21 protein-coding genes and 2 pseudogenes are annotated in these 21,925 nt (G+C 70.9%); 7 read left to right on the forward strand and 16 right to left on the reverse strand.

Annotation, left to right across the window (positions count from 1 at the left end):
* The first annotated feature begins 379 nt into the window (after positions 1–379).
* Positions 380–2,410: an alkaline phosphatase family protein gene (locus ACIGJO_RS35115; protein ID WP_399965381.1), complete on the forward strand. Its 2,031-nt coding sequence runs from the start codon at positions 380–382 to the stop codon at positions 2,408–2,410.
* Here ACIGJO_RS35115 and ACIGJO_RS35120 read toward each other — a convergent pair.
* Positions 2,346–3,629, reverse strand: a complete 1,284-nt coding sequence (locus ACIGJO_RS35120; RefSeq protein ID WP_399965383.1) for an aspartate aminotransferase family protein — start codon at positions 3,627–3,629, stop codon at positions 2,346–2,348. The genes ACIGJO_RS35115 and ACIGJO_RS35120 overlap by 65 nt on opposite strands.
* Positions 3,626–4,468: a nitrilase-related carbon-nitrogen hydrolase gene (locus ACIGJO_RS35125; protein ID WP_399965385.1), complete on the reverse strand. Its 843-nt coding sequence runs from the start codon at positions 4,466–4,468 to the stop codon at positions 3,626–3,628. The genes ACIGJO_RS35120 and ACIGJO_RS35125 overlap by 4 nt, the downstream gene beginning before the upstream one ends.
* Before the next feature lie 286 nt (positions 4,469–4,754).
* On the opposite strand from ACIGJO_RS35125, the gene ACIGJO_RS35130 reads away from it, so the two are divergent.
* Positions 4,755–5,813 (forward strand): aldo/keto reductase, encoded by a 1,059-nt coding sequence (locus ACIGJO_RS35130; protein WP_399965388.1) that lies wholly within the window; start codon positions 4,755–4,757, stop codon positions 5,811–5,813.
* Positions 5,814–6,159: 346 nt separating this feature from the next.
* Here the strand turns inward: ACIGJO_RS35130 and ACIGJO_RS35135 are convergent, their stop codons facing one another.
* Positions 6,160–6,540 (reverse strand): PPOX class F420-dependent oxidoreductase, encoded by a 381-nt coding sequence (locus ACIGJO_RS35135; protein WP_399965390.1) that lies wholly within the window; start codon positions 6,538–6,540, stop codon positions 6,160–6,162.
* Between the two features lie 55 nt (positions 6,541–6,595).
* Positions 6,596–6,865, reverse strand: coding sequence for a helix-turn-helix domain-containing protein (locus tag ACIGJO_RS35140; RefSeq protein WP_399965392.1), 270 nt, complete (start codon positions 6,863–6,865; stop codon positions 6,596–6,598).
* 41 nt (positions 6,866–6,906) lie between these two features.
* Between ACIGJO_RS35140 and map the strand changes: the two genes are divergently transcribed.
* A complete protein-coding gene (gene map, locus ACIGJO_RS35145) occupies positions 6,907–7,674 on the forward strand; it encodes a type I methionyl aminopeptidase (RefSeq protein ID WP_399965394.1) in 768 nt (255 codons plus the stop codon).
* A 26-nt stretch (positions 7,675–7,700) separates the two neighbouring features.
* Here the strand turns inward: map and ACIGJO_RS35150 are convergent, their stop codons facing one another.
* The 3 genes from ACIGJO_RS35150 to ACIGJO_RS35160 form a co-directional block, all read right to left on the reverse strand.
* Positions 7,701–8,423 carry a glycoside hydrolase family 75 protein gene (locus ACIGJO_RS35150; RefSeq protein WP_399965396.1) on the reverse strand — a complete coding sequence of 241 codons (723 nt, stop codon included), beginning with the start codon at positions 8,421–8,423 and terminating at the stop codon, positions 7,701–7,703.
* 140 nt (positions 8,424–8,563) lie between these two features.
* Positions 8,564–10,381, reverse strand: coding sequence for a gamma-glutamyltransferase (ggt, locus tag ACIGJO_RS35155; protein WP_399965399.1), 1,818 nt, complete (start codon positions 10,379–10,381; stop codon positions 8,564–8,566).
* A gap of 105 nt (positions 10,382–10,486) precedes the next feature.
* The gene (locus tag ACIGJO_RS35160) at positions 10,487–10,633 is read right to left on the reverse strand and encodes a hypothetical protein (RefSeq protein WP_399965401.1); all 147 of its coding nucleotides are present in this window, start codon (positions 10,631–10,633) and stop codon (positions 10,487–10,489) included.
* A 319-nt stretch (positions 10,634–10,952) separates the two neighbouring features.
* On the opposite strand from ACIGJO_RS35160, the gene ACIGJO_RS35165 reads away from it, so the two are divergent.
* Positions 10,953–12,164, forward strand: a complete 1,212-nt coding sequence (locus ACIGJO_RS35165; RefSeq protein WP_399965403.1) for an Ig-like domain-containing protein — start codon at positions 10,953–10,955, stop codon at positions 12,162–12,164.
* Positions 12,165–12,194: 30 nt separating this feature from the next.
* A pseudogene (locus ACIGJO_RS35170) lies at positions 12,195–12,500 on the forward strand (acyl esterase); the annotation flags it as partial.
* Between the two features lie 32 nt (positions 12,501–12,532).
* On the opposite strand, the gene ACIGJO_RS35175 reads toward ACIGJO_RS35170, so the two are convergent.
* The 5 genes from ACIGJO_RS35175 to ACIGJO_RS35195 form a co-directional block, all read right to left on the reverse strand.
* On the reverse strand, positions 12,533–13,405 hold the full coding sequence (locus tag ACIGJO_RS35175) for an amino acid ABC transporter permease (protein WP_399965405.1): 873 nt from the start codon (positions 13,403–13,405) through the stop codon (positions 12,533–12,535).
* Positions 13,402–14,046 carry an amino acid ABC transporter permease gene (locus ACIGJO_RS35180; protein ID WP_399965408.1) on the reverse strand — a complete coding sequence of 215 codons (645 nt, stop codon included), beginning with the start codon at positions 14,044–14,046 and terminating at the stop codon, positions 13,402–13,404. Before ACIGJO_RS35180 ends, ACIGJO_RS35175 begins: the two co-directional genes overlap by 4 nt.
* 14 nt (positions 14,047–14,060) lie before the next feature.
* Entirely contained in the window at positions 14,061–15,005 is a 945-nt protein-coding gene (locus ACIGJO_RS35185; protein ID WP_399965410.1) for a glutamate ABC transporter substrate-binding protein, read from the reverse strand.
* An 11-nt stretch (positions 15,006–15,016) separates the two neighbouring features.
* Positions 15,017–15,760 carry an amino acid ABC transporter ATP-binding protein gene (locus tag ACIGJO_RS35190; protein WP_399965412.1) on the reverse strand — a complete coding sequence of 248 codons (744 nt, stop codon included), beginning with the start codon at positions 15,758–15,760 and terminating at the stop codon, positions 15,017–15,019.
* A 123-nt stretch (positions 15,761–15,883) separates the two neighbouring features.
* Positions 15,884–16,324, reverse strand: coding sequence for a DUF6278 family protein (locus ACIGJO_RS35195; protein WP_399965414.1), 441 nt, complete (start codon positions 16,322–16,324; stop codon positions 15,884–15,886).
* Between the two features lie 147 nt (positions 16,325–16,471).
* Between ACIGJO_RS35195 and ACIGJO_RS35200 the strand changes: the two genes are divergently transcribed.
* Positions 16,472–17,251: an SDR family NAD(P)-dependent oxidoreductase gene (locus ACIGJO_RS35200; protein ID WP_399965416.1), complete on the forward strand. Its 780-nt coding sequence runs from the start codon at positions 16,472–16,474 to the stop codon at positions 17,249–17,251.
* Between the two features lie 21 nt (positions 17,252–17,272).
* Here the strand turns inward: ACIGJO_RS35200 and ACIGJO_RS35205 are convergent, their stop codons facing one another.
* From ACIGJO_RS35205 to ACIGJO_RS35220, 4 genes are all read right to left on the reverse strand, one after another.
* On the reverse strand, positions 17,273–18,031 hold the full coding sequence (locus ACIGJO_RS35205; protein WP_399965419.1) for a Clp protease N-terminal domain-containing protein: 759 nt from the start codon (positions 18,029–18,031) through the stop codon (positions 17,273–17,275).
* A gap of 68 nt (positions 18,032–18,099) precedes the next feature.
* Positions 18,100–18,879 (reverse strand): exodeoxyribonuclease III, encoded by a 780-nt coding sequence (locus ACIGJO_RS35210; RefSeq protein WP_399965421.1) that lies wholly within the window; start codon positions 18,877–18,879, stop codon positions 18,100–18,102.
* A gap of 66 nt (positions 18,880–18,945) precedes the next feature.
* Positions 18,946–19,593, reverse strand: a complete 648-nt coding sequence (locus tag ACIGJO_RS35215; RefSeq protein WP_399965423.1) for an MBL fold metallo-hydrolase — start codon at positions 19,591–19,593, stop codon at positions 18,946–18,948.
* Positions 19,594–19,606: 13 nt separating this feature from the next.
* Positions 19,607–20,860, reverse strand: coding sequence for an alpha/beta fold hydrolase (locus ACIGJO_RS35220; RefSeq protein ID WP_399965425.1), 1,254 nt, complete (start codon positions 20,858–20,860; stop codon positions 19,607–19,609).
* Between the two features lie 396 nt (positions 20,861–21,256).
* Here ACIGJO_RS35220 and ACIGJO_RS35225 point away from each other — a divergent pair.
* Positions 21,257–21,717 (forward strand): annotated as a pseudogene (locus ACIGJO_RS35225) (Crp/Fnr family transcriptional regulator).
* Positions 21,718–21,925 lie beyond the last annotated feature (208 nt).

Genomic DNA, 21,925 nt, shown 5'->3' on the forward strand with positions numbered 1-21,925 from the left:
GTAGATGAGGTGCGTGGTGAAGAACGTAGAAGTCGGTTGCCCACTGTGGCAATACCACTGCCGTCAACCGATGAAGACGTTTCGGTTTCCCGCCCGCGACACCCCACCGGCCCAACGCGTGGCGCGCTGCGATGCGATGCGGCGCGAGGCGGGGGACGAGGTGCCTGCGCTGCGAGTGCCCCGGGTGCGGTGCACAGCCTTCCGCCGTCACTTCGGCGGGATTGGATAACGAAATGATGAAGGGTCTGGTCCACATGTCGGGTGCGGTTCATCGACTGGCCCCGCAACCGGCGCGAGGCGCTCACCACCGACGGCGAATCTCTGACACGTCGCCGGACACCCCGGAGTCCGGCGCGTCCCACCGATCCCGGAGGATCACGTGCACATCTCGCGCTCCGCGCGTACCGCGGTGGCCGCGGCCACCGTCCTGGCCGTCACCCTGCCCCTGACCGCCGCCGCCCACGCCGAGGAGTCCAAGGCCGCCACCACCGCTTCGTACGCCGGTCTGCCGTCCGGTACGAAGCAGGCGAAGACCCTGGTCATCGGTGTTGACGGCGCCTCGATCGACACCTTCGGACGGGCCTTCGTACCGAACCTCGACAAGCTGATGTCGACCGGGCTGACGGCCCGCAGCAGCCTGTTCGCCGACCCCATGGCCCCGACGGTCTCCGGCGCGGGCTGGTCCTCGATCGCCACGGGCGTCTGGCCGGACAAGCACAACGTCAAGGACAACGACTTCACCGCGCCCGAGTACGGGCGGTACCCCGACTACGCGACCCGTCCGGAGACCGCCGACCCGGCGACCTCCACGCTGGTCGCCGGCACCTGGAACCCGATCCCCCGGATCGTCTTCGGCGCCGCCACCGACCTGCGCATCGCGGGCGGCGACGACGCGGGCACCACCGCGAAGGCCGAGGACTACCTCGCGCACGGAAACCCCGACTCCGCCTTCGTCCACCTCGATGAGGTCGACGGCGCCGGCCACAGCTCGGGGACGGGCAGCGACGCCTGCCTCAAGGCCCTGGGGGTCGCCGACGCGCGGATCGGGCGGCTGCTCGACGCCGTCGCCTCCCGCCCCACGTACGCCCAGGAGGACTGGCTCGTCGTCATCACCTCCGACCACGGCCACACCCCGGCCGGCGGCCACGGCGGCAACTCCCCCGGTGAGCGCGGCACGTTCGTGATCGCGCGGGGCAAGGGCATCGCGCCCGGTTCGGTCCGGCACGATGTCAAGATCACCGATATCGCCCCCACCGTCCTGCGCCACGAGGGCGTCGCCACCGCCCCCGCCTGGAACCTGGACGGCACCGCGCTCGCCGAGCTGAAGCCCGACGCCTTCGACGCGCTGCGCGGCTCGCTGCGCGCCCCGGTCGACGAGACGAAGCTCCCGGCGGGAACCAAGGGCTGGACGAACACCTCGCCCGACGGCTGGAGCATCGACAATGCGCGGATGCCGGCCGGGGGCGTCACCGAGTGGCGCGGCTGGTCCTTCGCGACCGACGAGTTCTGGACGAATGCCGAGCTCGGCCAGGGCCGTGAGACCGGTGTCCGGGCCCGCGACGTCTTCGCGGTCGCGGACTCCGACGAATGGGACGACAAGGCGCACGGCGCCGGACAGTTCGACTCGACCCTGATCAGCCCCGCGTACCGGCTGAACGGCGCGGCGACGGCGAACCTCTCGTACGCGACGGACTACCGCGTCGACGGACCGCAGACCGGCGATGTGTACGTCTCCTACGACGGCGGCGCCCCGCAGCCGGTGAAGTCCTACCGGGCGAACTTCAACACCGTCGAGCGACTGGGGCTCGATGTCCCGGCCGGGGCGAGAACAGCGCGGTTCAGCTTCCGTCACACCGGCACGAACAGCGCGTTCTGGACCGCCGACCGGGTCGCCCTCGGCCAGCCCGACCCGCCCTCGCAGCTCGCGGTCGCGTCCCTGAAGGCGCACACCGAGCTGCTCGGCAGGCCCGGTTCGGCGTCCCCGTGGACGGTCACCGCCAAGGCGGTGGTCAGGACCGCCGAAGGCAGGCCGGTGCGCGGGGCGAAGGTCACGGCGGAACTGGCCTCCGGCGGCACGGTGCGCGGGCTCACCGGCATCACCGGCAAGGACGGCTCGGTCCGCCTCCGGGCCGTCGTGGGCCGGAACATCGCCGAGGCCGTGCTGACGGTCACCGACGTGCGCCACCGGGACCTGGCCTACCACGGGGAGCTGGACCCGGTCCGCACCCTGGACCTTCACCCGCCCCACCGGTCACCGGGGCTGAACCGACGGCCGGGGCGGCGCCGGTACGCCGCCCGGCCGGTGAGCCGGGTCCCGGGGCCGCACCGCCCCGGGCCCCGGCCCCTCAGTCCGCCGCGCGCAGGGCTTCCGCCAGGATCTCGGCGCCCTCCTCCGCCTCGGCCACGGTGAGCGACAGCGGCGGGGCGATCCTCAGCACACTGGTGCTGTGGCCGCCGCCCTTGCCGATGAGCAGCCCGCCCTCGCGGGCCGCCTCCAGCACCGCCGCCGCGGCTTCCGGGTGCGCCTCGTCGGTGCCGGGCTTCACCAGTTCGACGCCGATCATCAGGCCCCGGCCGCGCACCTCCCGTACGCACGAGGAACGCGCGCCGATCGCCCGGAGGCGTTCGATGAGCAGTCCGCCGACCCGCCGCGCGTTGCCCTGGAGGTCGTGCTCCAGGAGGTACGAGAGGTTGGCGAGTCCGGCGGCCATGGTGACCGGGGAACCGCCGAACGTCGAAATGGAGTTGGCGTCCAGGCAGTTCATGACCTCGGCGCGGGCGACGACCCCGCCGATCGACATGCCGTTGCCGATGCCCTTGGCGAAGGTCAGGATGTCCGGCGGCCCGTGCTCGCCGTGCGCCTGCCAGCCCCAGAAGTGGTCACCGGTGCGGCCCCAGCCGGTCTGCACCTCGTCGGAGATCCACAGGATGCCGTGCCGGTCGAGGACTTCGCGGAAGGCGGCGAACAGCCCGTCGGGCGGCGAGGTGAAGCCGCCGACACCCTGGACGGGTTCGGCGATCAGCGCGGCGGCCTCCCGGGTGTGTCCGAGCAGGTCCTCCAGATCGGCGACGCACGCCTTGATGAACTGCGCGTCGCTCAGCTCCGCGTACGGCCCGCGGCTGCGGACGCCGCCATGGACGTACAGCGTCTGCAACGGTGACAGACCCGTGGGCGACCAGGCCTGGTTGCCCGTGATGGAGACCGCCGCGAACGAGCGCCCGTGGTAGCTGTTGCGCATCGCGAGGACCTGGTTGGACCTGCGGTACGCGGTGGCGAGCAGCAGCGCGGTGTCGTTGGCCTCGGTGCCCGAGGTGGTGAAGAAGACGCGGGCGTCGGGGATGCCGGAGAGCGTGGCGACCCGCTCGGCGAGCTCCACCATCGGGCGGTTGAGGTAGAGCGTCGAGGAGTGGATGATGCGCCCGGCCTGCTCGGCGACCGCCTTGGTGACCTCGGGCAGGGCGTGCGCGGTCATGGTGGTGAGGATGCCCCCGAAGAAGTCGAGGTACCGCTTGCCCTCGGCGTCCCAGACGTGGCGCCCCTCGCCGTGCGTCAGCTCCAGCGGCCGCCGGTAGTACAGCGCCATCCAGTCGGGGCTGACCGCCAGATGGCGCTCGTGCAGACCGGTCACGGCTCCACCAGCCCGTCGTACGCGTCCGGCCGGCGGTCCCGGTAGAACGCCCACTGCTGGCGGACCTCCTCGATCAGCCCGAAGTCGAGGTCGCGGACGAGGAGTTCCTCCTCCTTGTCACCGGCCACATCGCCGACGAACTGGCCGCGCGGATCGACGAAGTAGCTCGTCCCGTAGAAGTCGTTGTCGCCGTACTCCTCCTGGCCCACACGGTTGATCGCGGCGATGAAGTACTCGTTGGCGACGGCGGAGGCGGGCTGCTCCAGCTGCCAGAGATGGGCGGAGAGACCGCGCGAGGTGGCCGACGGGTTGTACACCAACTGGGCTCCGTTGAGTCCGAGTTGGCGCCAGCCCTCGGGGAAGTGCCGGTCGTAGCAGATGTACACACCGACCTTGCCCACAGCCGTGTCGAAGACCGGCCAGCCGACGTTCCCGGGCTTGAAGTAGTACTTCTCCCAGAAGCCCTTGACCTGCGGGATGTGGTGCTTGCGGTACTTGCCGAGGTACGAGCCGTCGGCGTCGATCACCGCGGCGGTGTTGTAGTAGAAACCGGTCTGCTCGATCTCGAAGACCGGCACGACGATCACCATGCCGGTCTCGCGGGCCAGGTCCTGCATCCGCCGGACGGTCGGCCCGTCGGGCACGGCCTCGGCCCAGCGGTAGTGCTCGGGTTCCTGCACCTGACAGAAGTAGGGGGCGTTGAACACCTCCTGGAACCCGATGATCCGCGCCCCCTGCCGGGCAGCCTCGCGCGCATGTTCCTCATGCTTGGCGATCATGGATTCGGTGTCGCCGGTCCAGGTCGCCTGGACAAGTGCGGCGCGTACGACGTGGGACATGAACTGCTCCTTCGACGCGGCGTCCGAGAGCCTCTACGCATTTCTACGCACGTAGACATGTGCATTGGAGGAGAACGTAAGCCCCGCCACACCGTGGGGCAAGACCATCGCCGTGAACCGGTGGAGTCGATCATGTTTCGCACCCGAGCGGTCCATACGGGTCAGACATGATCCACAAGGCGGCCTCCCACGGCCAACGCCGTACCGATTCCGCTTGTGCTGGAGTGCACTCCAGCTCATAGCCTCCGAGGACCGTCCTGGGCACCACCGACCGAAGGGGACCTTCGTGCGCTACACACTGTTCGGGAGGACCGGGCTGCGCGTCAGCGAGCTGGCGCTGGGCGCCATGACCTTGGGCAGCCACGAGCCGGACCCCCGGTCCGTCCGCGACACCAGCGCCCGGATCATCGGCACCTACCTGGAGGCGGGCGGCAACTTCCTCGACACCGCCGACATCTACGCGCGGGGCACCTCGGAATCCGTCCTCGGCGAGGTCCTCGGCACCCGCCGCGACTCCCTCGTCCTCGCCAGCAAGTACACCTGCGCGACAGCCCCCGGCGACGTCAACTCCGCCGGAAATCACCGGAAGAACCTGGTGGGTTCGGTGGAGGCGAGCCTCGGCCGGCTGCGCACCGACCGGCTCGACGTGCTGTGGGTCCACGCGCGGGACAACTTCACCCCGGTCGAGGAGGTGATGCGGGCCCTCGACGATCTCGTGCGCGCCGGAAAGGTGCTGTACGTCGGGGTATCGGACTGGCCCGCCTGGGAGATCGCACAGGCGAGCACGCTGGCCGAGCTGCGCGGATGGACGGCGTTCGCGGGTTCGCAGCTGCGCTACAGCCTCCTGGAGCGGACGCCGGAACGCGAACTGCTGCCGCAGGCCCGCGCCTTCGACCAGACCGTGTTCGCGTGGAGCCCGCTCGCCCGCGGCCGGCTCACCGGCACCCACGCCGTGGACCACGCTCCCCCGGCCGCGGCGGACGGCCTGGACGACACGGCCCGGCGCGAGCACGGGACCGTCCGCGCGGTCGTGGAGATCGCCGAGCGGGGCGGCTGGACCCCGGCCCAGGTCGCGCTGGCCTGGCTGCGCGGCCGTCCCGGCAACATCGTCCCGATCATCGGCGCCTCCACCGAGGCCCAGCTGACCGACAACCTGGCCTGCCTGGACGTCGGGCTGGACCCGGGCGCGGTCGAGCGGCTGGACGAGGTCAGCGCGGTGCCCCTGGGCTTCCCGCACGAGTTCCTGCGCGCACCGGACATCAGGGAGACGGTGTACGGGGACCGTTGGGCGGACATCGACGACCGGCGGTCGACGTACCGGCGCACCACCGACGAGGTGCGGTAGCGGCGGGTCCCGTGCGGCGGGCGGGGTACGTCGGGTGATGAGCGGCGGGCGGTGCGTCGGGCGGTGCGCAGCGGAAGGTACGTCGGGGCAGGTACGGCGGGCGGGGTACGTCGGGTGATGAGCGGCGGGCGGTGCGTCGGCGGGCGGTGCGGCGGCGGAAGGTACGGCGGCCGGGTGCCTCGGGGAGCGGGCCTGCTCCTGCTCCCCTGGCCCCCCGCGACGCCCGCCACCCGCAGCGCGTGAGCCAAGTCCCCTTCGCGTTCCCCCGGGGCCGTGCGGGAAGCGGCCGGGGGACGGGGTGCGGGGCGTACCCGGCCGCCCCCTTCGTGACGCGGACCCGCGGCCCTCAGAAGGTGACGGCGATACCGGTGTGCGGGCGCTTGCCGAGCCGTACGGCCGTCGCGGGCCAGTCGACGAGCCAGAACTTCCAGGTGTACTTGCGGGCCAGCACCTTGCGCACCGCCCGGGTCCCCGTCTCGTCGAGCAGCCTCGCGGTGCCCTCGGCGCTCGGCGCGCCCTCCGCGATCCGGCCGCGCACGTCGCAGACGGTGACGCGGACCCGGGTGTCGTTGCGCAGCCGCTTGACCTTCCACGAGTCGGAGCGGGTCCAGATGTACAGCACCTCATCGTCGGCCGCGGCCCAGACGGGCGTGGCGACGGGGGTGCCGTCCTTCCGGTAGGTGGTCAGGCTGACGTACTCGCTGCGGGCGAAGTCCTGGAGAGTCACACGCGTGACCCTAACGGCTGCCCCGCGATTCCTGGCGGGCGCGCGACGGCCGCCATCAGGCGATCAGGGGCACCGCTTCCGGTTCCGGCGCGCAGCGGGTGAGCAGTTCGTCCATGGAGAGCCCGAGCGCCCCGGCCAGTGCGGCGACGGTGAAGAAGGCGGGGGTCGGGGCCCGGCCGGTCTCGATCTTGCGGAGGGTCTCGGCGGAGATTCCGGCGCTCGCGGCGACCGCGGTCATGCTGCGTCCGGCGCGCGCCTCGCGGAGCAGCGAGCCGAGCCGTTCGCCGCGCAGGCGCTCTTCGGGTGTCAGTGGCGTACGTACCATGCCGTCATTCTAATACCGCTCGGACCGGTATAGTAATTGGCATGGTGCAACTCAAGACAGACACATCCATCGAGGCGATGCGCGAGACCGGCCGCATCGTCGCCCAGCTGCTGACCCGCGCGAAGGAGGCGGCGGCGGTCGGTGTCACCCTCCTCGAACTCGACGAAACGGCCCGCGATGTCCTGCGCGAGGCAGGGGCCACCTCGCCGTTCCTGAACTACCGGCCGCACTTCGCACCCACCCCCTTCCCCGCCGTGATCTGCGCGTCCGTCAACGACGCCATCGTGCACGGCATCCCCACCGGCTACCGGCTGCGTGACGGCGATCTGCTGAGCATCGACGCGGGCGCCGTCCTGGACGGCTGGGCCGGCGACTCGGCGATCAGCTTCACGGTGGGCCGGGCGCGCCCCGCCGACACCCGGCTGATCGACACGGCGTTCGCCGCGCTGGAGGCGGGCATCGCAGCGGCGGTCGTCGGCAACCGGATCGGTGACATCTCCCATGCCATCGGCTCGGTCTGCCGGACGGCCGGTTACGGCATCCCGGAAGGATTCGGCGGTCACGGTGTGGGCCGTTCGATGCACGAGGACCCGGGTGTCCCGAACGAGGGGCGGCCCGGACGCGGTATGCCGCTGCGGCACGGAATGGTGCTCGCGATCGAGCCGATGCTGATCGGCGGCGGCGGCGACGTGTTCCATCCGGACCGGGACGGCTGGACGCTGCGGACCGATGACGGCAGCCGGGCGGCACACGCCGAACACACGGTGGCCATCACCGACGACGGCCCCCGCATCCTCACGGCACTGTGATGCGGCGCGGGTGACCGTCACCGCGCTCACTCGCCGTCGAGGAACCTCCTGGCCAGGGCCTCACCCTCGGCAGCCGCCTTCGTGCGGCTCTCGATCGGCGAGACCCGGGAGTTCCTGAACACGAGGTACGTGACACCGGAGTCCGTGCCACCGGTCCGGGGATCGGGGTCGAGGCCGAGCGCCTCGGCGGTGGCGTACGAAGCCTCCCCGCTGATGCCGCTGGGGCCCGTGTCACCGACGACGGCGTAGCGCACCCGGTCCCGGTGGACGACCGCGACGACGCTGCCGCCGGAGATCCCGGACCTTCGGTAGTCCCAGACGGAACCGGGCGCGGGCACCACCACGTACGGCAGCGCGGCCGAGTCCAGCGGCTTGCCGCGGGACGTCCGGAAGGCCGTCTCCGGAAGGAAGTACGGGTCGGTCCTCCGGTTGCAGGCCTTGGTCTCCCGGCCGTCGCAGTCGATGTCCATGTCCGCCTTCCAGAACACGGCACTCCTCGTGCCGCACACCGGGACGGTCGCCTTCGGCCGGTGGGCGTCCGTACGGTAGGCGCCGCGGGAGATCCGCGTACAGGACGCCGTCCCGGCCAGCAGCGCCGAGGCGGTCACCGGCCCCGCCGCGGCCCCGGCCGGCCGGTGGGCCGAACCGGTGCCACCGGTCGCGGGGCCGGTTGCCGTGGCGGGCAGCGCCGCCGGGCCGAGCAGGGCGGCACCGCAGGCCGCGGTCAGAGCGAGCGTTCGGGTACGCACCGTGCGAGAGCGCCTTTCCACTGGGCCGAAGGGCTCCTGGGAGCCCTTCCTGAACCGCCGCCGCCAAGGCTGCGGGGCCGGTACGTCGCGTGGTGTCGCTCCGTACCGGCCCCGCCGGCCATGACGCGTCCGGGCGGAGGTCAGTGCCTGCCGCTCGGATGCACCACCATGGCCGAGCCGCCGCCCCGCCGCACCTTTTCCGCCGCCGCCAGCCACCGGCCGTCCGGCAGCCGCTGCACTCCGGTGGCCGCACCGATCTCCGGGTTCGGCTTGAAGACGTGCCCGAGCGCTTCCAGTTCCGCCCGCACGGGGCTGTCCCAGAGTCCCGGCTCGATCTCCGTGACCGGCGAGTTGCGCTGGCTGGCGCGCGGCGCCGCGATGGCATCGACCAGCGGGAGCCCCCGGTCGAGATGGCCGGTCAGCGACTGGAGCACGGTGGTGATGATGGTCGCGCCGCCCGGGGAGCCCAGGGCCAGCACCGGCTTGCCGTGCTTCAGCACGATGGTCGGCGAGATCGACGACCTCGGGCGCTTGCCCGGCCCCGGCAGGTTCGGGTCGTGGACCGCGGGGTTGGCGGGCGCGAAGGAGAAGTCGGTCAGCTCGTTGTTGAGCAGGAAGCCCCGGCCCGGCACCGTGATGCCGCTGCCGCCGGTCGACTCGATGGTCAGGGTGTACGCGACGACGTTGCCCCACTTGTCGGCGGTCGTCAGATGGGTGGTGTTCTCCCCCTCGAACGTCGTCGGGGCCGCCGTCCCCCCGCTCGCGCAGGCCTTCGGATCACGCGGGTCGCCGGGGGCCAGCGGGCTGGTCAGCACCGCGTCGTCCTTGATCAGGCACTCCCGCGAGTCGGCGAACCGCCGGCTCAGCAGCTCGCGCGTCGGTACGTCCTCGAACGCCGGGTCACCGACCCAGCGCCCCCGGTCGGCGAACGCGATCCGGCTCGACTCGATCAGCCGGTGCAGATACTGGACCTTGCTCGCCCGCGAGAGGTCCGTGGACCCGAGGATGTTGAGCGCCTCGCCGACACTCGTACCACCGGACGAGGACGGCGCCATGCCGTACACGTCGAGCCCCCGGTATCCGACCTTCGTCGGGTCCCGCCGCAGCACCCGGTAGGCCTTCAGGTCCCTGCCCGTCAGATCGCCCGGCCGGACCTCACGGGTGGCCTCCGGGTCGACGGGGGGCCGGCGGACCGTGCGGACGATGTCGTCGGCCAGCTCGCCCCGGTACAGCTCGTCGATGCCCTCCCGGCCCAGCTCCTCGTAGGTACGGGCCAGGTCGGGGTTCTTGAAGACCGAACCCACCACCGGCAGCCGGCCGCCGGGCAGGAACAGCTCGGCGGAGGCCGGGAAGTCGGCGAACCTGGCCTGATTCCCCGCGGTCTGCGAGCGGAACGTTTCGTCCACGACGAATCCGTCGCGGGCCAGCCGCTCGGCCGGTTTCAGCAGTGTGCGCAGCGACTTGGTGCCCCAGGTCTCCAGCGCCTTCTCCCAGGTCGCCGGGGTGCCGGGGGTACCGACTCCGAGGCCGCTGGTGACGGCGTCGTCGAACGGGATCGGCTTCCCGTTCTCCAGGAAGAGCGAGGCGTCCGCGCTGCGCGGTGCGGTCTCCCGGCCGTCGATGGTCTGTACGGTGCGCTTCTTCGCGTCGTAGTGGACGAAGTAGCCACCGCCGCCGACACCCGCCGAATACGGCTCGGTGACACCGAGCGCGGCCGCGGTCGCCACGGCGGCGTCGACGGCGTTGCCTCCCTTGCGGAGCACCTCGATACCGGCTGCCGACGCGTCCTCGTCGACGCTGGAGACCGCGCCCCCGTACCCCACGGCCACGGGTGACTTGGACGGCCCCTCACGCGTCGGGGCGAGGGGCGCGGAACCGGCGGGGACGGCTGCGCCGACCGAGGCGACAACCGCGAGGACGGCTAAGAACGTCGTACTACGCCCGACTGAACGGCGCATGCGAACCTCCAGTAAACGACAGTCCGCGCAGGGTAGCCCCGTGCCGCCCCGATCGTCAGGACCGCCTCGGGCAAGAACCCGGATGCCCGTCACCTGAGCCCGCCCTCAGCGGCGTCCCAGCCCCGCCCGGCCCGCCGCCACCACGGCGTTGACGCCCGCGGCCATCACGGCGCCGCTGCGATGCACCGAGCCGGACCTCACCGGGGTGTCCCCGCCGCCCGTCACCGAGGGGCCCGCTCCGGTGGCCGTCATCGGCGGGCCGGGCTGCCGGGCACCGCCCGGCAAAGGGTGCTGCCGACGGATCCGCCCACTGATGTGTCTCCCGGTCTCCGAGGGTCCCGACGGCCTCGCCGCAGCTGCCGGAGGGTGCCGGCACGGCGGTCCGCACGAGGGCCGTCGGGGTCGAAGGGGGAGGGTACCCCGCCCACGTCGCACACCTGTGCCCGTACCTCCGGCGCACTGCGGTCCATCTCACACAGGGAATTCCGGAATATCCGGGGATTTACGGAACCCGGAGTCGGGGGCGATGCCTCTCTCCTGACGAGAAGCACATGTCCTGGAGGTTTTTCCGTTGAGCTCTGCACGCCGGCGCATACGCCGATCCGTTCCGGCCGGCCGTCCGGCCCGGCACACCCTGATCGGCACGGTCGTGGTGCTCGGCGCCGCACTCACCGCCTGTTCGGGCGGGACAGCCGCCTCCTCGGAGCAGGTGGCCGGATCGGCGAAGAACCCGGACACCAGCATTTCGGTGAACCTGAAGGGCACACGGGCCGCGGCGGGACAGCCGGTGAAGGTGACGCTGGCGCGGGGCGAGCTGAAGAAGGTCACGGTGACCGGCGCGAAGGGCGAGGCGCTCAACGGGCGGATATCGGCCGACGGCAGGAGCTGGACGTCCGCGCGGGTCGCGGCGCCCGGCACCGCGTACACCGTGGAGGCCCAGGACAAGGACGGTGGCAGCGACCGGGCCGGGTTCACCACGGCGGCGGCGGACAAGGTCAACAAGCTGACCCTCGCCCCGGGGAAGAACACCACGGTCGGCATCGGCCAGCCCCTGTCGATCGTCTTCGACAACCCGGTGAAGGACAAGGCCGCCGTCGAGAAGGTCCTGAAGGTCTCCACCTCGGACAACACCGAGGGCTCCTGGGGCTGGCTGCAGGACTACTCCGGCAAGGACCGGGTCGACTGGCGGCCGAAGGAGTACTGGAAGCCCGGTACGAAGGTCACCCTGGACGCGGAGCTGAACGGCATCGACACGGGTGCGGCGGGCGGCTGGTTCGTACGCGACTACGCCACGACGTTCACCATCGGCTCCGCCCAGGTGGTCGAGGTCGACCTCGACAACCACCGCCTCGCTCTGAAGCGCGACGGCAAGCAGGTCCTGGACGTCCCGATGTCGGCGGGCACCCCGGGCGGCGACAAGGCGTCCTGGCGGGGCACGGCCGTCCTGATGTCCAAGGAGGGCACGATCAACATGCGCTCCGAGACGGTCGGGCTCGGCGACGCCTACGACAAGATGGTCGACTACTCGATGCGCCTGACCTGGTCGGGCATGTACGCGCACGCCGCACCGTGGAACACCGCGTACTTCGGCCGCGCCAACCACAGTTCGGGCTGTGTGGGCATGAGCGACGCGAACGCCGCCTCGCTGTACGGGCAGGTGCGGGTCGGTGACCCGTTCGAGATCACCGGGGCCGACGCCAAGGGCACGGTGGCCGAGGGCAACGGCTACGGCGCGTGGAACGTCTCCTGGGCCGACTGGCAGGCGAAGAGCGCGCTGAAGTGATCGCGGGTGCGCCGCGTTCCGCCGCGCCCCACGGTCACCGGCACCGAGGAGAGCGGCACCCACGTCGTCCGTCCTGGTGACGTGGGGCCGCCCGGCCTCGGCGGACCGGTCGGCGAGGCCTCCCGCGCGTTCCGCGGGCAGACCGGCCAGCCGTTCCCCGTGGACCCGGAACCGTTCTCCACGGCCTACGGCGTCCCGGCCGGTCACCGGCTCGCCCCGGTGACCGGCACCGTCGATCCGCTGTACGTGGAGCACAACCCGACCGGCGCGCAGCTGACCTTCTCCTCGCCCGGCACGGATCCGGGGTGCCTCCCGGTACCGCCGCGCGAGAAGTGATCACCGGCTGCCGCCGGGCGGGCACTGCCCGGCTACTGCCCTCGCGGCAGCAGCGTCCCTGGCTCGGCCTCGGCAACACCCACCGCCTCGGTCTTCGGGTTGCGCCGCTGCCGTTTCGCCACCCAGGTGGCGAACCACGAAAGCAGCATGCACAGCCCGATGTAGATGGGTGAGATCACCATCACCACGGGGATGAAGGGCAGATCGTAGTCGAGATTCGACGCGATCAGCTTTCCCGCGTGGAGAAATTCCTCATAGGTGATCAGATAGCCGAGCGAGGTGTCCTTCAGAGCCACCACCAGCTGGCTGATGATGGTGGGCATCATGGCGCGTACCGCCTGGGGTGCCAGGACGAAGGTGGTGACCTGCGTCTTGCGCATGCCGAGCGCGTACGCGGCCTCCCCCTGGCCGCGCTCCACGGACTTGACGCCCGTGCGGAACACCTCCGCGAGGACGGAGCCGTTGTAGAGCGTCAGTCCGGCGACCAGGGCGGGCAGCGGCTGCACCTTCAGTGCCACGAAGATGAAGAAGATCATCACCAGCACCGGCATGGCCCGGAAGAACTCGACCAGCAGCGTCGCGATCCAGCGCACCGGCCGGTGCACGGAGAGACGGCCGACGGCGAGCACCGCGCCGAGCGCCAGCGAGAGCACCGCGGCGTACGCGAACGCCTTGAGGGTGTTGCCGAGCCCGCGCAGCAGCAGTTCCTGGATGCCCTTGTACTCGAAGGGCGTCCACTTCTCGCTGGTGAACTGGTCGGTGTCGAAGAGCAGATAGACGACCCAGCCGACCAGGGCCAGGATCAGGACCGTGGAGCCGACCCCGTACAGGAAGTGCCGCTTGCGGGTCTGCGGGCCCGGGATGTCGTAGAGGGCGGTCGCCGAGGGTGTGGCGTGGGCGGTCATCGGGCGACTCCCCAGCGCTTCTCCAGCACGTTGAACAGCGCGCTGATGGACAGGGTGATGATCAGATAGCCGACGGCGATCCAGACGAACGTCCAGATGATGCTGTAGCCCAGCTCATTGAGCGTCTTGTAGGTGCCGAGCAGTTCGGTGACGCTGAACGCGCCCGCGATCGCCGAGTTCTTGGCCAGGGCGATGAGGGTCGAGCCGACCGGCGGGATCACCGAGCGGAAGGCCTGCGGCAGCACCACACCGCTCAGGGTCTGTCCGAAGGTCATCCCCAGGCTGCGCGCCGCCTCGCCCTGCCCCGTGGGCACGGTGTTGATGCCGGAGCGCAGCACCTCGCAGATGAACGCGGAGGTGTAGCAGCCGAGCGCGAGGACCGCGAAGACCTTGAACGGCAGGACCAGTCCGAAGCGCGGCAGTCCGAGCAGGACGGCGAAGAACAGCAGGGTGAGCGGGGTGTTGCGGAGCACGGTGACCCAGACCGTGCCGAGCGCCCGGAAGGAGCCCACCGGCGCCACCCGGCAGGCGGCCATGACGAAGCCGAGGACCAGCGCCAGGGCCGAGGCGTAGACGGTGAGTTCGACGGTGCCGAGGAAGCCCTCGCCGTAGAGCGAGAAGTTCTCTGTCAGTACATCCATGTGCGGCCGTCCCCTCAGGTCGCCGGGTAGCGGTCGATGGGCGGCGGCTTCGGCGCGGGCACTCCGGACAGGCCCAGCGTCGCTTCGAACGCCTTCTTCCAGTTGCCGTTCTTCTCGTTGGCCTCCAGCGCGTCGTTGATCGCGGCGCGCAGCGCGTTGTCGCTGCGGGGCACACCGATGCCGTACGGCTCCTCGGAGAACGGCTTCCCGACGACCTTCATCTCCTCCGGTGCCTTCGCCGCGAAGCCGAGCAGGATCGCGTCATCGGTGGTGACGGCGTCGACCTGGAAGGTCAGCAGGTTGTCCACACAGATCGAGTAGGTGTCGTACGCGACGAGGTCCGCCTTGGGGTAGTCGGCCGCGATGCGCTGGTACGGGGTGGAGCCCGCCGCCGAGCACACGGTCCTGCCCGCCAGGTCCTGCGGCCCGTGGATGTCGTTCTCGTCGGTGCGCACCAGCAGCCCCTGCCCGGCCAGGTAGTAGGGGCCGGCGAACCCGACGAGCTTCTTGCGCATGTCGTTGATGGTGTAGGTGCCGACGTAGTAGTCGATCTGCCCGTTCTGGAGGGCGGTCTCGCGGTTGGCCGAGGCGATCGTCCTGAACTGGACCGACTTCGGTGCGAAGCCGAGCGAGGCCGCTGTCATACGGGCGATCTCGATGTCGAAGCCGGAGTAGATCCCGGTGGCCGGGTCCTTCTCGCCCAGGTAGGGCTGGTCCTCCTTGGCGCCGACCACCAGGTGGCCCCGCCGCTTGGCCTTCTCCCAGGTCGGGGATTCGGGCAGTTCGAAGCCGGTGTCGACCGTGTACTGGGGCAGCGCCTCCGGCTTCGGGCCCTTGACCGGCGGGCTGCCCTCCTTGCCGCACCCGGCCGCGAGCACGGCGAGCAGGAGACCGGCCAGAGCGGCTGCCTTCGTCCCGGTACGGGACCTTCTCGTACGCGAGTTCGTCGTACGCAACATGGGGCCTCCCGTCAGTGCTTGAGGATCTTGGACAGGAAGTCCTTGGCGCGGTCGCTCGACGGGGACGTGAAGAAGTCCTCCGGCGTGCGGTCCTCCACGATGCAGCCGTCGGCCATGAAGACGACGCGGTTGGCGGCGGAACGGGCGAAGCCCATCTCGTGCGTGACCACGACCATGGTCATGCCCTCCTGGGCGAGCTGCTGCATGACCTCCAGCACCTCGTTGATCATTTCCGGGTCGAGCGCCGAGGTGGGCTCGTCGAACAGCAGCGCCTTGGGGTCCATGGCCAGGGCGCGGGCGATGGCCACGCGCTGCTGCTGGCCGCCGGAGAGCTGCGCGGGGAACTTGTCGGCCTGCGAGGCGAGGCCGACCCTCTCCAGCAGCTCCCTGGAGCGTCTGTCGGCCTCGTCCTTCTTGCGCTTGCGGACCTTGAGCTGGGCGAGCGAGACATTGGCCAGCACGGTCTTGTGTGCGAACAGGTTGAACGACTGGAAGACCATGCCGACTTCGGCCCGGAGCTGCGCGAGCCCCTTCCCCTCCTCCGGGAGGGGTCTGCCGTCGATGCTGATGTGGCCCGACTCGATCGTCTCGAGTCTGTTGATCGTCCGGCAGAGCGTTGACTTGCCGGATCCGGACGGGCCGATGACCACCACCACCTCCCCGCGGCCGACGGTGAGATTGATGTTCTGCAGGACGTGCAACTCTCCGAAATGCTTGTTGACGTCCCGCAGCTCGATCAACGGATCGACGGCCATACGCTGCCCTACCCACTTGTCGCTGTGTCGAGGTCAGCGCAAACTATCCATCCCGATAAGGGACTTCGCACCCGACACGCGTAAATGGCACATAAGGCTGTTTATCTCGGCCGGGCGGCGGGGTCAGCCTTCGGCGGACTCCGCGTACACCTGGGAGAGCTCGGGGCTGCCCGCCATCGCCCAGTCGAGACCGGCCTCGACGACATCGATCTCGCGCCCGGAGACCAGGCGCACCACGGGCCGGCCGCTCGGCCAGATGTCCCACACCGCGCCGGGGACGGTGCGCACGAGGACCGTTCCCAGGTAGAGGCCGGCGTCGTTGCCCAGCCAGGGCAGCTCCTCGGGGTCGTCGCGCCAGCGGGGCGGCAGCTGGTCGAGCGCGGTCAACGAGGCAGGGCTGTCGTCGAGTTCGAGGCCGTTCTGCCCTGCTCGGACGCGCAGCAGTTCGCATTCGGCGAGCAGCTCGGCCACGCCGTCGGGATCCACTTCGACAGCGGCCGCGAGCGCCGCTCCGTGCGTACCGCCCTGACGCTTACGCCAGTTGTCCAAGAAAGGGATGTTCATACCACTAGGGTCCCATCCTCGCCACGTTCCGCACCACAAGGCGCGCGGCCGTTGCCGATCCGACACCCGGATCGGGTTGCGCGGGACACCCGACCCGGTCACGGGACCCGGCATCCGGGGTCGCGGGACAGCCCTTAGGGTGCGGACATGATCTCGCAGACCTATCTGTCCGAACTGTTCTCCCTGGAGGGCCGGGTCGCCGTGGTGACCGGCGGCAGCTCCGGCATCGGCCGGGCGATCACCGGAGCCCTCGCCCGTGCGGGGGCGGGTGTCGTCGTCGTGGCGCGCCGTGAGGCGGAGCTGGCCGCGACGGTGGACGAGCTGACGGCCGAGGGCTGCCGGGCGGCCTGGGTGAGCGCCGACCTGAGCACCGCCGACGGTGTGCGCAGGGGTGCCGAGGCGGCGGCGGCATCCTTCGGGGAGCCGGACATCCTGGTGAACTGCGCCGGGATCAATCTGCGCCCGCCGATGGGCGAGCTGGACGAGGACGTCTGGGACACCACGATGACCGTGAATCTGAAGGCGCCCTACCTGCTGGGACAGCGCTTCGGGCCGGGCATGGCCGAGCGGGGCTTCGGACGGATCATCCACATCACCTCGCAGCAGGCTCACCGCGCGTTCGTGCAGAGCGGGGCGTACGGGGTGTCCAAGGGCGCCCTGGAGTCGCTGGCCCGCTCGCAGGCGGAGGCATGGTCGCCGTACGGCGTCACCTGCAACACGCTGGTGCCCGGCTTCGTGATGACCCCGCTCAACGAGCGGCTCTCCACCGACCCGGAGAAGGTGGCGGCCCTGGCCGCCCGCACGATGACCGGGCGCAACGGGCTGCCCGAGGACTTCGCGGGCGCGGCGGTGTTCCTGGCGGGCCGGGGCTCGGGCTATGTCACCGGTCAGTCGATCTTCGTCGACGGCGGGTTCTCGGTGCACTGAACCCGCCGCCGCGCGCGTCGGTCAGGATTCCTGCTGCCACAGGGCTGCGGCCGCTTCGGTCACGGCGTTCTCGACGGCGGCCGAGGCGGCGTCCTTGCCGATGCCGAGGCCGGTGAGCACACCGGAGCCGTCCTCGAACTCCAGCAGGGCCAGCAGGACGTGCTCGGTGCCGACGTAGTTGTGTCCCAGCCGGAGCGCCTCACGGAAGGTCAGCTCCAGGACCTTGCGGGAATCCGCGTCGTACGGGATCAGCTCGGGCACCTCGTCCGCAGCGGGAGGCAGAGCGGCGGCCGCGGCCGTGCGGACGTCGTCCGGGCTCACGCCCTGGGCGGCGATGACCCGGGCGGCGATCCCTTCGGGCTCGGCGAGCAGGCCGACCACCAGGTGGGCCGGGAGGATCTCGGCGTGCCGGGCGGCCTGGGCCTCGTTGTGGGCGGCCATGACGACGTTGCGGGCGCGCTGGGTGAAGCGGCCGAACCCCTGGCTCGGGTCCAGGTCGGAGGCGGAACCGGCACTCGCGTCGGTCTTCTTGGGCACGAAGCGCTTCTGGGCGGCCTGCCGGGTCACCCCCATGCTCCGGCCGATGTCCGTCCAGGAGGCGCCGGAGCGGCGGGCCTGGTCCACGAAGTGGCCGATGAGGTGGTCGGCGACGTCACCGAGGTGGTCGGCGGCGACGACCGCGCCCGACAACTGCTCCAGGGCGTCGGTGTGGCTGTTCTTGATGGCCGCGATCAGGTCGTCGAGGCGTACGGACGGCGTGGCGGGAAGAGGCTGCGTCATACGTCAACCGTAGGTTGACACCCCTGAGGTGTCAACCTACGGTTGTCAGCAGATTCTGTCGCCGCCGGTCAGAGGTCGAGGTCGACGACGACCGGGGCGTGGTCGGACGCGCCCTTGCCCTTGCGCTCCTCGCGGTCGACGTAGCTGTCCTTGACCGCCGCCGTGAACGGGGCGTTTCCGTAGACCAGGTCGATGCGCATGCCCTTGTTCTTCGGGAAGCGCAGCTCGCGGTAGTCCCAGAAGGTGTACGGACGGTCGTACTTGAGCGGACGGGGCATGACATCGCTCAGCCCCGTCTCCCGCAACGCCGCCAGGGCGGCCCGCTCGGCGGGGGTGACATGGGTGGCGCCCTCGAAGAGGGCGGGGTCCCAGACGTCCTCGTCCGCCGGGGCCACATTGAAGTCGCCCAGCACCGCGAACGGCAGCGCGCCCGCGGCGTCCGCGGCGACCGCCTCGCGAAGGGCCTCCAGCCAGCGCAGCTTGTAGGCGTAGTGGGCGTGCTCGACCTCGCGGCCGTTGGGCACGTAGACCGACCAGACACGGGCCGGACCGCAGGTCGCGGAGATGGCCCGCGGCTCCTGGGCACCGTCGTACTCCGGGCCGTCCGGCAGTCCCATGACCACGTTGTCGAGGCCGACCCGGGAGAGCAGCGCGACCCCGTTCCACCGGCCCGTGGCATTGACCGCGGACTCGTAGCCCAGCTCCCGCAGCGCGTCCGCGGGGAACTGCTCGGCCGTGCACTTGGTCTCCTGGATGCACAGCACATCGGTGCCGGTGCTCTCCAGCCAGGCCAGCAGCCTCGGCAGCCGGGCGGTGATCGAATTGACGTTCCAGGTGGCGATGCGCATGGCAGCAAACCTAGCCGGTCCCACTGACAGTCGCCCCCGTGCCGGGCGGTGCGGCCGGCCGGGCGCTCAGAGCTCCGTGGTGTCCCCCGGCGCCATCCGGCCGTGACCGGCCCCGCCGAGGCGGCCGATCTGGTTGTCGTAGATGGGCCGCGCGAGATCGGTGAGCAGGGCGTCGTGGATGTCGATGGCGCGCCGCGGCTTCACCTCCCGTACGTAGTCGATGACCTCCGAGATCTTGTTCCACGGGGCCATCACCGGAAGCAGCAGGGTGTCCACCGCCCGGTCGGGGACGGTGAGCGCGTCCCCGGGGTGGAAGACGGAGCCGTCCACGAGGAAACCGATGTTGGTGATCCTGGGGATGTCCGGGTGGATCACGGCGTGCAGTTCCCCGTGCACGGCCACCTCGAACCCGCCGGCGGTGAAGGTGTCTCCGTGGCCCACGGTGTGCACCCGGCCGGGAAAGGCCGCCGAGAGCTGTCGGGCCACACTGGCCAGCGTCCAGACCGCGGCCGCCGGGCTGGCCTCCAGACCGGCCCGCAGCCGCGCCTCGTCGAAGTGGTCCGGGTGCTCGTGCGTGACCAGGATGACGTCGGCACCGATCGCGGCGTCGTCCTCGGAGAAGCCGCCGGGGTCGATCACGAGCGTCTGCCCGTCCTTCTCGATCCTGATGCAGGAGTGCGTCTTCTTGGTCAGCGTGAGAGGCGATGCGTTCATGCCGCCCATCCTGCTACGCGGGCGGCGTGGTTTCCTCCTGGATCACGGACCGCGCGATGGCGAAGGCGGCCCCCGCGGCCGGAATGCCGCAGTACACGGCGGTCTGGAGCAGGACCTCCTTGATCTCGGCGGGCGTGAGCCCGTTGCGCAGCGCGGCCCGCGTATGGGCGGCGAGGCCTTCGAGGCGGCCGGAGGCGACCAGCGCGGTGAGCGTGACGCAGCTGCGGGTCCTGCGGTCCAGGCCCTCCCGGGTCCAGATCTCACCCCAGGCGTACCGGGTGACCAGATCCTCGAAGTCCTCGGTGAACGCGTCGGCCGAGGCGTTCACGGTGTCGACATGGGCGTCGCCCAGCACCTCGCGGCGCACCTTCACGGCGTTGGCGTGCGCCTCGCCGCGGCCCGCCGCGCCCGCGTCGGGACGGACGGCGGCGGGGGCGATCTCCGCCACGGGCATGACGGGGGCGGAGAGTGCCGGGGCGACGGGCGGCGCCGGGATGGCGGCGATGGTGTCCTGCCAGGACGTGGAGAAGTGCATCAGGAGCAGGTCGCTGACGGCGGCGGGCTGCTCGACGGGGGCGAGGTGGGAGGCGCCGGGGACCAGGGCGAGCCGGGCGTCCGGTATGCCCGCGACCAGGGTGCGCGCCTCGGCGGGGCCGGTCACCTGGTCCTCCGCGCCGACCAGGACGAGGGTGGGAACGCCGATGCGGCCGAGTTCACCGCGGATGTCGAAGGCTGCGAGCGCCTCGCAGGCGGCGATGTAGCAGCCGGGGTCGGTGGTGCGGACCATCTGCACGGCCCATTCGACGATGGCCGGCTGGGCGGCGGCGAAGCCGGGGGTGAACCAGCGCTCCGGGGCGGTACGGGCCATCGGCTCCAGTCCGTTGGTCCGGACGATCACCCCGCGCTGGCGGAATTCGTCGGCGCTGCCGAACCGGGGCGAGGCGGCCACCAGGGCCAGCGAGGCCACCCGGTGCGGGTGCCGCAGGGCGAGATCGGCACCGATCGCGCCGCCGATGGAGCAGCCCGCGTACCCGAAGCGCTGGACGCCGAGGCCGTCCAGCGTGGCGAGCAGCCGGTCGGCCAGGTCGCCGACGGCGGTGGCCGGGTGGGCGGGGGCACCCCCGTGGCCGGGCAGGTCGTACCGGAAGACGCGCCAGTGCTGGGACAGCTCGGGTATCTGGCGGTCCCACATGTGCCATGTAGTGCCGAGGCTAGGACCGATCACCAACCAAGGCGCATCTTCAGGGCCATCTACCTGGTACTTCATCGTCTGCGTCTCTGTGTCACTCACGCGCCTCACACTCCCACAGCTCACAAAAACTCACGCGCCCCACCCTCCGCCACGACCAGGCCACTCCAAGTCCGAGCGGCCCCGCAGGCCTTCGATATCCAGCTTGACGTACCACTTCTTGTGCGCGGACTCGGCACAGCCTGACCGCCACCCGGCCCGGGCGGCCTTCCTCAGACACATGCCGGAAGGTCGCTCAGGCGGCGTCGAGCTTGTGATCAAGAATCCGATGCGTGCCGCACACGGCGGGACGCCAGTGGCGGGCCTGATACCCCTCGCACGGGCCGAAGAGGGCCCCAAGGGGGCCATCCGGCCCTCCTGGTCCATCACGGAACGAGGCCAGACTGGGAGTGGACACGGCTCAGGAGGCCCCAGATGAGCACTCCCCCTAATCCACGGCTCACCGCAGCTCTCTCCGCCGACCAGCGTGACCGGCCGTTGCAGTGCGCCAGCCCGGTGGACTTCCCCGAAGGGACCCGGCTGTTCGAGGAAGACGGGTACGCCGATCGGTTCTGGATCGTCCGTACGGGGACGGTCACCCTGGGCGTCCGCGTTCCCAGAGCAAGCGGCCGGCCGTGGTCGACAGCGTCAGCGCGGGCGAACTGCTTGGCTGGTCGTGGCTGTTCGAGCCGTACCACTGGCATTTCGGAGCCGAGGCCATGACACGGGCACGAGCGGACGAGTTCGACGCGGCGACCGTGCGCATGATGATGGACGCTGGTCCGAGCTCCGGCTTCGCCCTGGACCACTTCGTCGGACAGATGCTCGCCCACCATCTCTTCTCCGCCCGTGTGCGGCTGCTGGACCTTTATGCCCCGCGCGGGAGCGGCCTGTAGATCCTCACCCCTCTGGGAGCACGTGATGCCAGCCTCGCGCTACACCGTCAGTGATGTCATGACCCACACCGCCGTCGCGATCGGCAGTGACGCGCCGTACAAGGAGATCGTCGCCCTTAGAGCGACCGGCAAATGGTGGGCGGGGCTGCCCAGCCGGGCCCGAACGCAAGGCAGGCACGAGCCTGAGTGATCATGGAGTTCTTGACGC

Source organism: Streptomyces sp. NPDC079020 (assembly GCF_044542225.1).
Taxonomy (GTDB): domain Bacteria; phylum Actinomycetota; class Actinomycetes; order Streptomycetales; family Streptomycetaceae; genus Streptomyces.

Excerpts from the sequence above, each read along its gene's own strand:
- ACIGJO_RS35210 (WP_399965421.1), bottom strand. The coding sequence starts at position 18,879 with ATGCGCATCGCCACCTGGAACGTCAATTCGATCACCGCCCGGCTGCCG.
- ACIGJO_RS35195 (WP_399965414.1), bottom strand. The coding sequence starts at position 16,324 with ATGAACATCCCTTTCTTGGACAACTGGCGTAAGCGTCAGGGCGGTACG.
- ACIGJO_RS35205 (WP_399965419.1), bottom strand. The coding sequence starts at position 18,031 with ATGACGCAGCCTCTTCCCGCCACGCCGTCCGTACGCCTCGACGACCTG.
- ggt (WP_399965399.1), bottom strand. The coding sequence starts at position 10,381 with ATGCGCCGTTCAGTCGGGCGTAGTACGACGTTCTTAGCCGTCCTCGCG.
- ACIGJO_RS35220 (WP_399965425.1), bottom strand. The coding sequence starts at position 20,860 with ATGAAGTACCAGGTAGATGGCCCTGAAGATGCGCCTTGGTTGGTGATC.
- ACIGJO_RS35190 (WP_399965412.1), bottom strand. The coding sequence starts at position 15,760 with ATGGCCGTCGATCCGTTGATCGAGCTGCGGGACGTCAACAAGCATTTC.
- ACIGJO_RS35140 (WP_399965392.1), bottom strand. The coding sequence starts at position 6,865 with ATGGTACGTACGCCACTGACACCCGAAGAGCGCCTGCGCGGCGAACGG.
- map (WP_399965394.1), top strand. The coding sequence starts at position 6,907 with ATGGTGCAACTCAAGACAGACACATCCATCGAGGCGATGCGCGAGACC.
- ACIGJO_RS35185 (WP_399965410.1), bottom strand. The coding sequence starts at position 15,005 with ATGTTGCGTACGACGAACTCGCGTACGAGAAGGTCCCGTACCGGGACG.
- ACIGJO_RS35180 (WP_399965408.1), bottom strand. The coding sequence starts at position 14,046 with ATGGATGTACTGACAGAGAACTTCTCGCTCTACGGCGAGGGCTTCCTC.
- ACIGJO_RS35175 (WP_399965405.1), bottom strand. The coding sequence starts at position 13,405 with ATGACCGCCCACGCCACACCCTCGGCGACCGCCCTCTACGACATCCCG.
- ACIGJO_RS35125 (WP_399965385.1), bottom strand. The coding sequence starts at position 4,468 with ATGTCCCACGTCGTACGCGCCGCACTTGTCCAGGCGACCTGGACCGGC.
- ACIGJO_RS35160 (WP_399965401.1), bottom strand. The coding sequence starts at position 10,633 with ATGACGGCCACCGGAGCGGGCCCCTCGGTGACGGGCGGCGGGGACACC.
- ACIGJO_RS35215 (WP_399965423.1), bottom strand. The coding sequence starts at position 19,593 with ATGAACGCATCGCCTCTCACGCTGACCAAGAAGACGCACTCCTGCATC.
- ACIGJO_RS35200 (WP_399965416.1), top strand. The coding sequence starts at position 16,472 with ATGATCTCGCAGACCTATCTGTCCGAACTGTTCTCCCTGGAGGGCCGG.